Genomic DNA, 12,930 nt, shown 5'->3' on the forward strand with positions numbered 1-12,930 from the left:
AAAAAGATAAACAACCTATTTCGGATAGGAAGAGGAGGAACGTGATGAGCGTGAATCAAGCGAAGAGAAAGCTGGATATCGTGCTGATCCTGGCGGCACTATTATCGGCGTTTTTTAATTTTTACGGCATATGGGAGGACAAGTTCGTCAATTCGTACTACACCGCGGCTGTAAAAAGCATGCTGCAGAGCTTTCACAATTTCTTCTACGCATCCTTTGATCCGGGCGGTTATGTGACGGTCGATAAGCCGCCGGTGGCGTTCTGGCTGCAGACGGTCAGCGCGTCTATCTTCGGCCTGCACGGCTGGAGCGTCATTCTTCCGCAGGCGCTAGCCGGCGTAGGCTCGACCCTCCTGATCTATTTCCTGGTCAAGCCCAAATTCGGATTAGCTGCAGCCCGAATTGCAGCCGTGACGCTTGCGTGCACGCCCGTTGCGGCGGCCGTGGCCCGGACGAACAACGTGGACAGCCTGCTGGTGTTCACCCTGCTGCTCGGCACATGGATGCTGTTCCGCGCCGTGCGGCGGTCGCAGCCGGGCTGGGTGCTGGGCGCATTCGCGATGATCGGCGTCGGGTTTAACGTCAAAATGCTGCAGGCGTACATGGTCGTTCCGGCATTTTACCTGTTTTACCTGCTGGCTTTTAAAGTGAACTGGAAGAAAAAATGGGTCACGCTGGCAGGCGCGACACTCGTCCTGGCGGTCGTTTCGGTGTCATGGGCCGTCGTCGTGGACTCGGTTCCGGAGGATCAGCGGCCATATATCGGCAGCAGCCAGACCAACTCTGTGCTGGAGCTGGCATTCGGTTATAACGGCGTATCCCGCCTGACCGGCGACCGCAGTCCCGGAGGAGCCGGTGGCGGCGCGCCGGGCGGCTTTAACCGGGACGAAATGAGGCAGGGCTTCCCGGGCGGCTCCATGAATGAAGGCACCGGGAACGGACAGGACAGTGAAACCTCGGGTGCTGCGGGCAGCCAGGGGCAGACGCCGGTTTCGGATCCGGACGGTTCGCAGAACCAAGCCCAGGGACAGAGTTCGGCCGCAGGCAATAGCGGAGCCGGATGGCAAAACTCCGGGGACGGAAGCGGGCGGGGAGCCGGCCGGATGGACGGGCAGGGCTTCCCCGGCGGTGGAGGTGGAGGCGGCATGTTCAACACCGGCACGCCCGGCGTCTTCCGTCTCTTCCAGACCGAGCTGTCGGGCCAGGCCAGCTGGATGCTTCCGTTCGCCGCTTTCGGCGTGATCGGGCTGCTGGCAGGATGGAGCTGGCGCAGGGCGCTGACGGACAGGCAGAAGGAGAGCCTGTTCTGGCTGGCCTGGTTGATCCCGGTGATGGGTTTCTTCAGCGTCGCCGGATTTTTCCACCAATACTATCTGGTCATGCTTGGACCGCCGATTGCGGCGCTCGTGGCCATCGGCTGGGTAACGATGTGGTCGATGTACCGCGACAAGGCCGGCTGGACCGCCTGGCTGCTGCCTGCGGCTGTCCTGGTAACCGCAGCCTTTGAGGCGTTTGTCCTTCGTTCGTATACGGAACAAATCGGAAGCTGGCTGATGATTCTCGTGATTATACTGGGCGCGGCCGCGGCGGTGGCGCTGGCGGCGCTGCGAAGCGGCGACCGGCGGAAGCTCGCGCTAGCCGCAGTCAGCCTGGTGATCCTGCTGATCATTCCGGCTTACTGGTCCGCTACCCCGATCATTTACGGCCAGTCGAGCCAGCTTCCGGCTGCCGGGCCGGGGGAATCCCGTTTCGGACGAATGAACGAAACCGTCAATGAACAGCTGCTGGACTACGTCACAAAGCACAATACCGGAGAGAAGTATTTGTTTGCCGCTTCCAACGCGATGTCCACGGCCTCTTATATTCTCGAGACGGGCAAACCGGTTATGGCCATGGGCGGGTACTCCGGCTCCGACCCGATCCTGACGGTCGCCAAGCTGGAAAAGCTGGTGGCAGAGCATCAAGTCAAGTTCTTCCTCGTTTCGTCGGGAGGAATGAGCCGGGGAGACAGCTCGGATGTCACGGAATGGATCAAGGAGCACGGAACGGAAGTGCCGGAGGAAGAGTGGAACGACACCACCTCTTCCGATGAGAGCGGTCAAGCGCAGGCTGGCGATGTCTCAACCGATTCGGCGCCGCGGAAGCCTTCCGGAACGGCGGGTACGAATCAGCCCGGCAGCGGATTCGGCGGAGGACAAGACGGCATGTCAGGCGGCATGAACCGTGGCGGATTCCCGGGCGGTGGATTCCCAGGCGGCGGCTTTGGTGGCATGGGCGGCGGAACGCTGTACGAAATAAAGGACACGACAGGAGGGGAATAAGCATGGGGGAAGAAACGCGGGCACAGCCAGTCAAATACTCCGTCATCATTCCGGTCTATAACGAGGAGGAGGTCATTCGGGAAACGTACTGGCGCCTTCGGACCGTTATGGATACGGCGGGAGCGCCTTATGAGCTGCTGTTTGTCAATGACGGCAGCCGTGATCGGACGGCGGAGATCATTGCTTCCTTCAGCCGGACCGACCCCGCGGTCGTCCTGATCGATTTTGCCAGGAATTTCGGCCATCAAATCGCGATTACGGCCGGGATGGATTATGCCCGGGGGGACGCGGTCATCGTCATCGACGCCGACCTTCAGGACCCTCCGGAGCTGATCCTGGACATGATCGCCAAATGGAAGGAGGGCTATGACGTCGTCTTCGCCAAAAGGCTGGAGCGCAAAGGCGAATCGTTCTTCAAGAAGCAGACCGCCAGCATGTTCTATCGGGTGCTCAAAAGGCTTACCGAAATCGACATTCCGCTCGATACCGGGGACTTCCGGCTGATCGACCGCAAGGTATGCGACGAAATGAAGCGGCTGCCAGAGAAGAACCGGTATGTCCGCGGGCTGGTCAGCTGGGTCGGATTCAAGCAGACCGCCGTTGAATACGTGCGTGATGAACGTTATGCAGGCGAATCGAAGTATCCGCTCAAAAAAATGCTGAAGCTGTCCATGGACGGCATCACCTCGTTCTCCTCCAAACCGCTGAAGGCGGCGGGAATCCTCGGCGGAGTCATCTCGGCGGCGGCATTCATCTATCTGGTTATCGTGCTGATCGAGAAGCTTTTTACCGACGTCACGATACCGGGCTGGTCGTCGATGATTGCCTTTCAGCTGTTTTTCAGCGGCTGCATCCTCATTTTTCTGGGCGTGATCGGTGAGTATCTGGGGCGGATCTATGACGAAGTGAAGCAGCGGCCTCTGTACATCGTGAACGATGTGGTCGGGTTGGGCGGAGAAAACAAGCAGCTCGGAGAGGAGCGGGACCATGAAAATCAGAAAAGCAGTCATACCGGCGGCGGGTCTTGGCACACGATTCCTGCCCGCCACGAAAGCACAGCCGAAGGAAATGCTTCCCATCGTCGATAAGCCGGCCATCCAGTATATTGTGGAAGAAGCGGTCGCGGCCGGAATCGAGAGTATCATCATCGTGACGGGACGGAATAAAAAATCGATTGAGGACCACTTCGACCGCTCTGTGGAGCTCGAACAGCAGCTGGAAGCCAAGGGGAAATGGGATCTGCTGAAAGAGGTGGAGCGCATCAGCGATATGGCCAGCATTCACTTTATCCGGCAGAAGGAACCGCTGGGTTTGGGCCATGCCATCCTCTGCGCGCAGCAGTTTATCGACAACGAGCCCTTTGCGGTGCTGCTGGGAGACGACATTATGGTATCCGATCCCCCTGCGCTGAAGCAGATGATCCATGTATACGAGAAGTTCGAGAAACAGATCGTCGGCGTTCAGCCCGTTGCCCGCAGCGAAACCGGAAAATACGGCATCATCTCTTATAACGGCTATGAGGACCGCATTTACGAAGTCACGGACCTGGTCGAAAAACCGGCTCCCCAGGCAGCGCCGACCAACATTGCGGTCATGGGCCGCTATATTTTGAAGCCGTCCGTCTTCTCGGCGCTGCAGACGCTGGAGAAGGGAACCGGCGGCGAATACCAGCTGACGGACGCGCTTCGCCAGGTCTGCGGTCGCGAGGGTGTACTGGCACTGGAGCTGGCCGGGCGGCGATTCGATATCGGCGACAGGCTCGGGTACATGTACGCGATTTTGGAAATGGGCCTGCAGCGCGCCGATCTCCGTGAACCGCTGATGAACTATATGGCTGATTTGATGAGCCGGGATCTTAGCACCCAAGAACGACGGGCCAGATAAGCAGGGCTGGCCTTCATTTCTTTCTTTTCCATTCTGTTTTTCCTGACGAGCCATATTATATAAAGAGAGACGGTGAAAAAGTTTGGGATACAGGGAGCCTTGTATACCCGACGGCATTTTGAGGTGTATAGCGGATGAGGGTAGAGTCTTGGTCGGCGAGCAGGGAACGTTATGAGCTTGAGCGGCAGGTGATTTTGCTTAAGGCGGAACTGGCAGATTGGAATCGCTACTTTTTCGTTTACAGCAATCCGGCGTATACCGGATTTTTTAGGGATGACGGATCGATGCCCCCGCCGCGCAGCGACCCGTTCTGGATTTGCCGGGACGAGGAAATAATCGGCGGGGTGGTGATTGCTCCGAATGTGCTGGAGAAGCTCTTTTTTATACCTCCATTCGCGGACTGGGAAGGCATCGTCCGGCAGCTGGCGGACACGCTGCTTCATTGGTCGGATCGGGGGCGGCCCGTTACGGCGTACGGTATGCTGCCGGACCTGGCAGAACTGCTGGCCGGAACGGGCTTTTGGCCGGGGGTACGCCGCCGGTGGATGCAGCGCCCTACCTCGTCGTTTGAGCAGGAACCGGATGACGCGTACGAGACGGCTTCGGTGGTTATGCACCGGGAAGGCGGGTCCATCCGGATCGGAAGTGACACAGAAATCGCTCTGTTTTTGCATAGGAGCCTTACTAGGCGCACGGAAGCCCTCCGCGGAAGGCAGGCATCCTTTTCGCAGTATGTCGCCCAGGTTCAGCGCTGCGCGAGAGCGAGCAGTACGGACACTGCGGCCGCATCCTCGCTCGTTTATGACCGCCGGACCCATGCGCTTACCGGCGTGTGCCTGATCTCCATGCGGCAGGGATTGCCGTTTGTTGATTCTTTGATGGTGCATCCGGGATATTCGCGCCGGGGTATTGCCACGGCGATGGTGAAGAGGGCGCTGACCCTCCTGAACCAGCGGGGTTACCCGCTCCTCCGCCTCCGAGTCACGGAGGGAAACCCGGCCGAGTCCGTGTTCCGCCGGCTCGGCTTCATGGCTGCGCCACCCGAGGTCAGCCGGATGTTCTTAGGCGGACCCCCACAATTTCCATTGACGGATGCGCTGCCTTTGCTTTAAGATGTCGTGTAGAAGAGCAGGCAAGCTCTGCTCAGACCTTATGTTATTTATCCCGGATGCATGTGTATAAACTCCCCGGTGCCGAGCGCCGCGGGAGTGGCGGAATTTTAACGCGGATTGCGGCAGCCTATGGCTGGCGTATATCTGCGGTTTCGTTCGCCCCCTGTCCTAGCGACAGGGGGTTTTTATTTTGCCGGAGGAACCTGGAAGGAGATAGGATTCATTGAACAAGTTTAAATTTTCGCTTATTGTACTGGTTGGCGCCTGCAGCTATGGCGTCTTGTCCTCGATCATGAAGGTAGGGATGAAGGACGGCTTTACCGTCCCGCAAATGCTGGGGGGCCAGTACGTTTTCGGCTGGACGTTTTTGCTGATATTCATGCTCCTGCTGTCCCGGAAGCGGGTGGCAGGGAGGCAGTGGCTTTCGCTGCTGGCCGTCGGCATTCCTATGAGCGGAACGTCGATTTTTTACGGCTGGGCGGTGGAGCGGCTGCCCGCATCCATCGCGGTCGTGCTGCTGTTCCAGTTCACCTGGATCGGCGTTTTGCTCGAGGCGGTATGGGAGCGTAAGTTTCCTGCACGGAGCAAACTCGTGTCGATCTGTTTTCTGATTGTCGGAACGCTGCTGGCTGGCGGCGTCATCTCTGAGAGTCCTGCAAACTTGGATCCGGCAGGCGTCGTCTATGGTCTCATGGCAGCCCTGTCCTTTGCCGTCTATATATTTGCCAGCGGACGGGTCGGGACCGAAGTGCCCGCAATCAGCAAAAGTCTGTTGATCACGAGCGGCTCCGGGGTGATCGTCCTCTCCGTCTTTTCGCCGTCGCTGCTCTGGGACGGTTCGCTAGGAGAAGGGCTGTGGGTATACGGCGTTATTCTAGGCCTGCTGGGCATTTTGATTCCGGTGCTGTTCTTCGCGATCGGCATGCCGAAGGTAGGCACGGGAACCGGCGCCATCCTGGGAGCGGCGGAGCTGCCGGCCGCCGTCATTGCTTCGGTGCTGCTCGTTCATGAACATGTCGGCTATCTGCAATGGGCCGGTATTGTTCTGATCTTTATCGGCATTGCCGTTCCGCAGCTCCGGTTCAACCGCACAAGGCAGCTGCCTGTGCAGGGAGCCGCGGATTGACGATGAAGCAGCCCCTGATTGGACCTAACGGCACGGGGTAATGTACAGGTGTAGACATCTCTTCTTACTTGAGCCCGCCGGCGGATTCTGCCGGGGGCTGTTTTTTTGTATAATGAGATTATTATGGCGTGACGGGCTTTCCAAAATGAGGTAATCTAGTAAGGTCCGCAGTTGACGTACGATTGATTTAGGGGGATCCAGACACAATGGTAATACGGGAAATGCATGTGAACGAAGCGGAAAAGATCCGCCAAATCGACCGGTCCGAACAGATCGACCGGATTTACAAAATGAACGGCGGTCAGCTCGAAACGGTTCCGATGGGACATGAATGTCCGAACTGGGATGAGGAACATACGGAAGAAACGATCGACCGCTTTCGGCGTGAATTAGAGCAAGGAGGCACTGCATACGGAGCGTTCGACGGCGAAGTGCTTGCCGGCTTTGGCGTGCTCGGACACCGGTTCAGAGGCCGCAATCAAGACCAGCTGCAGGTAGACCTGATGTATGTCAGTCGGTCTTACCGGAGACAAGGGCTGGCTACCCGGATGATGAACGAGCTGAGCCGCGTGGCCAAGGAGCGCGGAGCAAGCTATTTATACATATCTTCCACGGAAACGGAATCGGCGGTCGGTTTCTACCGCGCCAATGGCGGGAACATCACCGAGGAAGTGGACGAGGAGCTGTACCAGCTGGAGCCGGAAGACATTCATATGCTCAAGAAGCTGTAAGACCGAGGAAATAGAGGTGAATGGGCAGTGTTCGTGTATATTGCATTCGGAATAGGTATTCTCATCATGATCGGGGCGGGCGTCCTCGCTTGGAAAAATTCCAGAATCATTGCGGAACAGAAAAAGCAGCCCGGCCCCAGGCCGATTCACTACACCTATACGGTGCATGTGACCAACCGTTTGGATGAAGAGGAGAGCAGCCGCTTCACCCCGATCTATCGAATCTCGTATGAGGATCCGCAAGGAACGATGTATGCTTACTTAAGCAGGGTAACCGGAGAAAGGGAGCTGAAGCTGAACGAAGCATCCGGCATCATGGAGACCAAGCTGGCGGACGTGCTCGCGAAGGGCCGGCTCAAGGCGGCATCTCCTGTCATGGAGGCGGTCATCGGTGAAGAGGAGAACGAGGCTGTCGCCCGTTTGAACCAAAAATTAAACGCGTCAGGGGGATTGGTCAATGGATGACGTGACAAAGCGGCCGATTCGGGCGGTGTTGTTTGATTTCGACGGGACGCTGGCGGATACTTTGCCATTGTCTTTTTATGCTTTCCAGGAAGTGTTCCGAAAGCACACCGCGAAGGAGTACAGCCGCGAGGAGATCGTGGCTTGGTTTGGACCGACGGAGGAAGGCATTATCGGCCAGGTTTTGAATTCCCACGAGTCACTGCCGGAAGCCATTGACGACTATTACCGGATCTATGAGGCATATCACGACCGGATGCTCTCCCTGTCGGGGGAAATCCGCGGCATGCTGAACCAGCTGCAGGACATGTCCATTTCGATGGGTATCATCACAGGCAAAAGCCGCAGGTCGCTCGACATCTCTTCGGCGAAGCTTGCCATGGGTTCTTATTTTACCGTAGGCTTTGCCGGGGATGAGCTTATCCGGCCCAAGCCGGACCGGGAAGGCATCGACCGGGCAATGGCCGTGCTTGGGGTTGCGCCAGAGGAGACGCTGTTTATCGGTGACAGCCATGCCGATATGGCGGCCGGGCGGGCAGCAGGCACTCGGATCGGCGGTGCGATGTGGTTTGAAACGGTTCAGAGTCAGGATCTTCTCCCGGTCCCCGATTATGTTTTCACCTCGCCGCTTCAAGTGGTGGAGCTGATCGGCAGATTAAACCAAGGCAAAGGATACAACCCAAAAGCGAAGGAGTGAAGGCACATGCACGTCGTTCCATTTCAGGATCCGGAAGCATTTTTGGAGCATACGGAGCCGGTACTGCTTGAGAATGAACTGCTGAACAATCTCCCGCTCGGTATTCTGTATCGATTGGTGGACACCATGAAAGAAGAGGGAGGTATTCCGCGGCATGGTGAGGGCAGCAGCCGGCTGTTTCTGGCAACGGTTCAGAAGGAAGAGCAGCCCCTGCTCGTACTCATCCAGACGCTATCGCATCTGATTCTGTACGCAAGCGATGAAGTCGGCGGACCGGATCAGCTTCGGGCTTGCTGCGGCGAGGCGGTGGACTATATCATCCGTCAGGGTGAGGTATCCCAGATCCCGAGCATTATCGGGCTGACATCAACCGCTCAAATGTTTGCAGAGGTTTGGCGCGAAAAGACCGGCATTTCCTACCAAGTCGGGATGAACCAGCGGATATACCGCTGCACGGAAGTCAACCCTATTTCTGAAAGCGAAGGACAGTTGAGGGAAGCGGGACCGGATGATATTCCGCTCATCATAAAGTGGGTGCTGGACTTCAGCCGCGAAGCGCTGGAGCCGATCCCGCAGGAGGAAGCGGAGCGGATCGCCAGGAGGGGAGTCGCCTTGTCTTCCATCTATATCTGGGATGACGGGGAACCTGTCTCCATGGTCCAAAAATCGCGCCCGACCAAGCGCGGAATCGTGGTCACGCTGGTCTACACGCCTCGTGGGCTGCGCGGCAGGGGTTATGCAAGTTCGTCTGTAGCCGAATTGACCCGGCGGCTCTTGAACGGTGAGTACGAGTTCGCCTGCCTGTACACGGATCTCAGCAATCCGGTGTCCAACCATATTTACATGAACATCGGCTACGAGCCTGCGGCGGATTCCATCGTTTATGTATTCGACCGGTCTGGCGATTAGGCTACATATGATAACTGCCCGTAGGTTCGTTTAAAACCCATTCCAGCATGGTCAGCATGTCCTCGATGCGGAGCAGCTGGGCGGACAGCGAGGAATGGACCGGCGAGCCCGGTTCAGCCGATTCGATGCGGGAGAGCAGCGGCTTTTTTTGCATCAGCAGTTCGTTCATTTTGGATTTAACCTGGTTTTCGGTTCTCATTGTTATACCTCCATGTGCAGTTGTTGCGGTACCATGATGATTATACCAGTCTTGAAGGGCAGGTCCATAACCGAATCGGCCCGTCCACTATACCAAGGAGATGATGAGGAATATGAATCTGAAGAAAATGGCTGCGGAAAAAGCGGTTGAATACGTTGAGGACGGCATGCGCGTCGGTCTGGGGACAGGCTCTACCGCTTACTGGGCGATCAAGAGAATCGGTGAGCGCGTCAGGGAAGGGATGACCATACAGGCCGTGGCGACCTCCAAGGCTTCGGAGAAGCTGGCGGCTGAGGAAGGGATTCCGCTGGTGCCTTTTCACCAATTGGACGGTCTGGACCTGACCATTGACGGTGCAGACGAAGTCAATCCGGAACTGAGCCTGATTAAAGGCGGGGGCGGAGCGCTGCTCCGGGAAAAAATCGTCGCCTACCATAGCAAGCAGCTGATCATTATTGCCGACGAGCACAAAGTAGTAAATACGCTGGGCGCTTTTCCCCTCCCGGTGGAGATCATCCCGTTTGCGCATGAATGGACGCTGGGGTCGCTGAAGAAGCTTGGATGCAGCCCGCAGCTGCGCACCGATAACGACCAGCTGTACGTCACCGACAACGGAAACTATATCGCCGATTGCCGCTTCGGGGAAATTACCGATCCTGCCAAACTGCATCAGCAGCTGTTATACATTCCGGGCGTGGTGGACAACGGTCTGTTCATCGGGATGGCGGACCGTGCGGTGATCGCCGGCAGCGACGGAACGGTTAAAATCATGGAGCGTCCGCTGAACCGGTAGGTCTGGCGCAATTCATGAAACAACCGGTGTTATCCGCTAAATGGCGGAGCCTGCTGACCATGTTGATCGTCGGTTATACGCTTCTTCTCCTCTATTGGATGTTCCTGGGATTCGGACGGCGCCCGGGTTCATCCTTTCATTATAATGTGATTCCTTTGCGAACGATCCGGCTGTACATTCAGTATGGCTGGACGATGTCCCCGATAATATGGATCATCAATTTGTTCGGCAATATGGCGGTGTTCGTCCCTTTCGGCCTCCTGCTGCCGCTGCTGATCAAGAAGCTGCAGTCGTGGCTTGTGCTAACGGCGGTCTTCGTTTCGTTCATCCTGATCGTGGAAAGGGCGCAGATGCTGCTGCGGGTAGGAAGCTTTGACGTGGATGACGTGATTCTGAATACATTTGGCGTGTGGATCGGATGGACAATCTCCAGCATTTGGCGGGGCCGGATCGGCACAGAAAGAGGAACAAAGGTTTGACATCATCGCGTCTTTCGATTATCTTAGCATTAAGATAGCGCGTTTGGAGGTTTTTACATGGCTGGAAAAACTAGCAACGATGAATTGTCCCTGGATTTATTTATTGTACTTGCCCGCGCCTATAATTCAGTAGTTGCCCACTCCATACGTGATATTCAAAGCCACGGTTTGAATTCAACGGAATTCGGAGTCCTGGATCTGCTATATCACAAAGGGCCCCAACCACTGCAAAAAATCGGGGAGAAGGTACTGATATCCAGCGGGAATATTACGTACGTGGCGGACAAGCTGCAGAAAAAGAACCTGCTTGTCCGCAAGGCGTCGCCGGATGACCGGCGGGTCATATTCGCAGATCTGACCGATGAGGGGCGAGCTTTCTTCCAGAGCATTTTTCCACAGCATCAGGAGGTTCTGGTCCGCGCGGTGGAAGATCTGGACAGCGAAGAGAAGAAGCAGGCGATTCAGCTGCTGCGCAAGCTCGGATTGTCGGCAGAGCGAAAATTCAAGGAGAGTGGGGCCATATGAACGGACAGCTCCGCGCAAACATCCGTCCCGGCCTTGAAGTGGACATCGTGCTGAAGCAGGATCAGCGTACAGGCAAAAGGACGCGCGGCATCGTGAAGGATATCCTGACCAATTCCGCCCAGCATCCGCACGGTATCAAGGTCAGGTTGACCGACGGACAGGTCGGGCGGGTTCAAGAAATCATCACGCAATAAATGCTTGGAATCGGGAAAAGTAAGGCAGAAGTGCTGACGCAAGAAAAACAGCCGCTGCCCGCCGGAATGGCGGGAGCGGCTGTTTTTCTCTGTCTTGTGGACCGTTATCGCTTGCAAGGCTTTATTTTATCGGATGATCGTGTGAAGTCAGAAGTGTGAAGCGTGAGGCCCGCTGTACATGCGGCCCTCACAGAGATCATGCCAACGGCCGCTCTGTCCCTGGCGGTTACAGATGAAACCGTTCAAGCTGATCCAACTGCTTTTCTGTGTGCAAAATTTCGCGCTGCTTTGGCCCGATCAGGTCAAAATGGGGAAAAGGAGAGCGGTTGTGTATATACTTCGGGGAAAGTCCGTGGCTGACGCACCAGTCGGCGAGCCGGCCCAAATCCGAGCAGCCGACCTTGGTGACCGTCGTCATCCCGGGAAAACGCGGGTCCAGCCAGTAGTGCGTCAAATACGCGATTTCCCCCCGGCCGACCGCCTCCTTCCACCGGTTCAATTCATTGCGATTAATTCCAAAAGCCATCCTGTATTCATCCCCATCTATTTCGTCATTCGTTTTCGTGTATTAACCACGCGTGTCCGACTATTATTATAGTCATTCTGCTTAGAACTTTGCGGCTGCACCACTTAAGCGCCTGCAGTCCGCTGCATCAGACGCTCCAGCTTGGTTTCGGTCGGCGACCCGGCGCACGGCGTATAAATGCTGCAGCGCAAATCGCTGCGGCCTTGAACCTGCAGCGAAGTCAAATCGAACAGCATTTTCCCGGCTTTGGCATGTCTGAACTCAATCAGCACCTCCGGCGCCGAGCTGACCTGGCTCTGCTTCCACAGCGTCAGAAATTCCGGATCCGTATCCTCCATTTCCCGCAGAAACTGCTCATACCATTCGTCATCGACGTACTGCCCATAATACGCACGGAAGATCGACAGAAACCCCATAATAAAATGCTCCCAGTTAACCGCCAGCCTGCGCAGCTCCTTGCGGGTAAACAGGAGGCGGATCAGGTTCCGCTCCTCGGGCGGAATCTGGGTAAAGTCGAGAAACACGTGGGCGGCCGCTTCGTTCCAGCCCACAATTTGGCAGCGCCGATCCGAAATGATCGTCGGACAGTAATGGAGCTCGTCCACGATTTTTTGCAGCGCCGGGCTGATCTGCGGCTGCTCCTGCTGTATCGGGGCGGCAGCGGAGCCGCTCTCCAGGGCGAGCGAAAATAGATATTTCCGCTCGTCCGCAGTCAGCCTGAGCGCGGACGCGACGCAGTCGAGTACCGACGCGGACACTTTGATGTCCCGTCCCTGTTCAAGCCAAGTATACCAGGTGCTGCTGACCCCCGCGAGCTGTGCCACTTCTTCCCGCCGGAGTCCGGGCGTCCGCCGGCGGGTCCCCTGCGGCAGTCCGACCGCTTCCGGCTGCAGTTTGGCCCGCTGGTTTTTCAGAAAAGCGGAAAGCGCGTTAAGTCGTGCCTGCTGATTCATCAGTTCTCACACCTCTTTT

The 12,930-nt window shown here is 56.8% G+C and carries 16 protein-coding genes; 13 read left to right on the forward strand and 3 right to left on the reverse strand.

Annotated elements, in window-relative coordinates; genetic code table 11:
• Positions 1-44 precede the first annotated feature (44 nt).
• From CJP46_RS00595 to CJP46_RS00635, 9 genes are all read left to right on the forward strand, one after another.
• On the forward strand, positions 45-2,321 hold the full coding sequence (locus tag CJP46_RS00595; RefSeq protein WP_094593682.1) for a glycosyltransferase family 39 protein: 2,277 nt from the start codon (positions 45-47) through the stop codon (positions 2,319-2,321).
• A gap of 2 nt (positions 2,322-2,323) precedes the next feature.
• Entirely contained in the window at positions 2,324-3,409 is a 1,086-nt protein-coding gene (locus CJP46_RS00600; RefSeq protein ID WP_094593683.1) for a glycosyltransferase family 2 protein, read from the forward strand.
• Positions 3,309-4,205 (forward strand): UTP--glucose-1-phosphate uridylyltransferase GalU, encoded by an 897-nt coding sequence (gene galU, locus CJP46_RS00605; protein WP_094593684.1) that lies wholly within the window; start codon positions 3,309-3,311, stop codon positions 4,203-4,205. The genes CJP46_RS00600 and galU overlap by 101 nt, the downstream gene beginning before the upstream one ends.
• A gap of 134 nt (positions 4,206-4,339) precedes the next feature.
• Positions 4,340-5,317 (forward strand): GNAT family N-acetyltransferase, encoded by a 978-nt coding sequence (locus CJP46_RS00610; protein WP_094593685.1) that lies wholly within the window; start codon positions 4,340-4,342, stop codon positions 5,315-5,317.
• A gap of 223 nt (positions 5,318-5,540) precedes the next feature.
• On the forward strand, positions 5,541-6,443 hold the full coding sequence (locus tag CJP46_RS00615) for an EamA family transporter (protein WP_094593686.1): 903 nt from the start codon (positions 5,541-5,543) through the stop codon (positions 6,441-6,443).
• 206 nt (positions 6,444-6,649) lie between these two features.
• Positions 6,650-7,174: a GNAT family N-acetyltransferase gene (locus CJP46_RS00620; protein WP_094593687.1), complete on the forward strand. Its 525-nt coding sequence runs from the start codon at positions 6,650-6,652 to the stop codon at positions 7,172-7,174.
• Positions 7,175-7,201: 27 nt separating this feature from the next.
• On the forward strand, positions 7,202-7,639 hold the full coding sequence (locus CJP46_RS00625) for a hypothetical protein (RefSeq protein WP_094593688.1): 438 nt from the start codon (positions 7,202-7,204) through the stop codon (positions 7,637-7,639).
• The gene (locus tag CJP46_RS00630; protein WP_094593689.1) at positions 7,632-8,333 is read left to right on the forward strand and encodes an HAD family hydrolase; all 702 of its coding nucleotides are present in this window, start codon (positions 7,632-7,634) and stop codon (positions 8,331-8,333) included. The genes CJP46_RS00625 and CJP46_RS00630 overlap by 8 nt, the downstream gene beginning before the upstream one ends.
• 6 nt (positions 8,334-8,339) lie before the next feature.
• Positions 8,340-9,242: a GNAT family N-acetyltransferase gene (locus tag CJP46_RS00635; RefSeq protein WP_094593690.1), complete on the forward strand. Its 903-nt coding sequence runs from the start codon at positions 8,340-8,342 to the stop codon at positions 9,240-9,242.
• A 1-nt stretch (position 9,243) separates the two neighbouring features.
• On the opposite strand, the gene CJP46_RS00640 is transcribed toward CJP46_RS00635, so the two are convergent.
• Entirely contained in the window at positions 9,244-9,441 is a 198-nt protein-coding gene (locus CJP46_RS00640; RefSeq protein ID WP_094593691.1) for a hypothetical protein, read from the reverse strand.
• A 112-nt stretch (positions 9,442-9,553) separates the two neighbouring features.
• Between CJP46_RS00640 and rpiA the strand changes: the two genes are divergently transcribed.
• From rpiA to CJP46_RS00660, 4 genes are read left to right on the forward strand one after another with little or no spacing between them, the layout of a single operon-like run.
• A complete protein-coding gene (rpiA, locus tag CJP46_RS00645; protein WP_179280980.1) occupies positions 9,554-10,234 on the forward strand; it encodes a ribose-5-phosphate isomerase RpiA in 681 nt (226 codons plus the stop codon).
• 14 nt (positions 10,235-10,248) lie between these two features.
• Positions 10,249-10,713, forward strand: coding sequence for a VanZ family protein (locus CJP46_RS00650; protein ID WP_256992140.1), 465 nt, complete (start codon positions 10,249-10,251; stop codon positions 10,711-10,713).
• 57 nt (positions 10,714-10,770) lie between these two features.
• Entirely contained in the window at positions 10,771-11,238 is a 468-nt protein-coding gene (locus CJP46_RS00655; RefSeq protein WP_094593693.1) for a MarR family winged helix-turn-helix transcriptional regulator, read from the forward strand.
• The gene (locus tag CJP46_RS00660) at positions 11,235-11,432 is read left to right on the forward strand and encodes a YwbE family protein (protein ID WP_094593694.1); all 198 of its coding nucleotides are present in this window, start codon (positions 11,235-11,237) and stop codon (positions 11,430-11,432) included. Before CJP46_RS00655 ends, CJP46_RS00660 begins: the two co-directional genes overlap by 4 nt.
• A gap of 226 nt (positions 11,433-11,658) precedes the next feature.
• On the opposite strand, the gene CJP46_RS00665 is transcribed toward CJP46_RS00660, so the two are convergent.
• Both CJP46_RS00665 and CJP46_RS00670 read right to left on the reverse strand, forming a co-directional pair.
• Positions 11,659-11,958 carry a hypothetical protein gene (locus CJP46_RS00665; RefSeq protein ID WP_094593695.1) on the reverse strand — a complete coding sequence of 100 codons (300 nt, stop codon included), beginning with the start codon at positions 11,956-11,958 and terminating at the stop codon, positions 11,659-11,661.
• A 104-nt stretch (positions 11,959-12,062) separates the two neighbouring features.
• Positions 12,063-12,911 carry a helix-turn-helix transcriptional regulator gene (locus tag CJP46_RS00670; RefSeq protein WP_094593696.1) on the reverse strand — a complete coding sequence of 283 codons (849 nt, stop codon included), beginning with the start codon at positions 12,909-12,911 and terminating at the stop codon, positions 12,063-12,065.
• Positions 12,912-12,930: the final 19 nt, after the last annotated feature.

Origin of the sequence: Paenibacillus sp. XY044 (assembly GCF_002257645.1) — a bacterium.
GTDB lineage: Bacteria > Bacillota > Bacilli > Paenibacillales > Paenibacillaceae > Paenibacillus_AQ.

Coding starts and splice junctions, on each gene's coding strand:
- CJP46_RS00655 (WP_094593693.1), top strand. CDS start 10,771: ATGGCTGGAAAAACTAGCAACGATGAATTGTCCCTGGATTTATTTATT.
- CJP46_RS00650 (WP_256992140.1), top strand. CDS start 10,249: ATGAAACAACCGGTGTTATCCGCTAAATGGCGGAGCCTGCTGACCATG.
- CJP46_RS00640 (WP_094593691.1), bottom strand. CDS start 9,441: ATGAGAACCGAAAACCAGGTTAAATCCAAAATGAACGAACTGCTGATG.
- CJP46_RS00630 (WP_094593689.1), top strand. CDS start 7,632: ATGGATGACGTGACAAAGCGGCCGATTCGGGCGGTGTTGTTTGATTTC.
- CJP46_RS00670 (WP_094593696.1), bottom strand. CDS start 12,911: ATGAATCAGCAGGCACGACTTAACGCGCTTTCCGCTTTTCTGAAAAAC.
- rpiA (WP_179280980.1), top strand. CDS start 9,554: ATGAATCTGAAGAAAATGGCTGCGGAAAAAGCGGTTGAATACGTTGAG.
- CJP46_RS00610 (WP_094593685.1), top strand. CDS start 4,340: ATGAGGGTAGAGTCTTGGTCGGCGAGCAGGGAACGTTATGAGCTTGAG.
- CJP46_RS00665 (WP_094593695.1), bottom strand. CDS start 11,958: ATGGCTTTTGGAATTAATCGCAATGAATTGAACCGGTGGAAGGAGGCG.
- CJP46_RS00595 (WP_094593682.1), top strand. CDS start 45: ATGAGCGTGAATCAAGCGAAGAGAAAGCTGGATATCGTGCTGATCCTG.
- galU (WP_094593684.1), top strand. CDS start 3,309: ATGAAAATCAGAAAAGCAGTCATACCGGCGGCGGGTCTTGGCACACGA.
- CJP46_RS00635 (WP_094593690.1), top strand. CDS start 8,340: ATGCACGTCGTTCCATTTCAGGATCCGGAAGCATTTTTGGAGCATACG.
- CJP46_RS00660 (WP_094593694.1), top strand. CDS start 11,235: ATGAACGGACAGCTCCGCGCAAACATCCGTCCCGGCCTTGAAGTGGAC.
- CJP46_RS00600 (WP_094593683.1), top strand. CDS start 2,324: ATGGGGGAAGAAACGCGGGCACAGCCAGTCAAATACTCCGTCATCATT.
- CJP46_RS00620 (WP_094593687.1), top strand. CDS start 6,650: ATGGTAATACGGGAAATGCATGTGAACGAAGCGGAAAAGATCCGCCAA.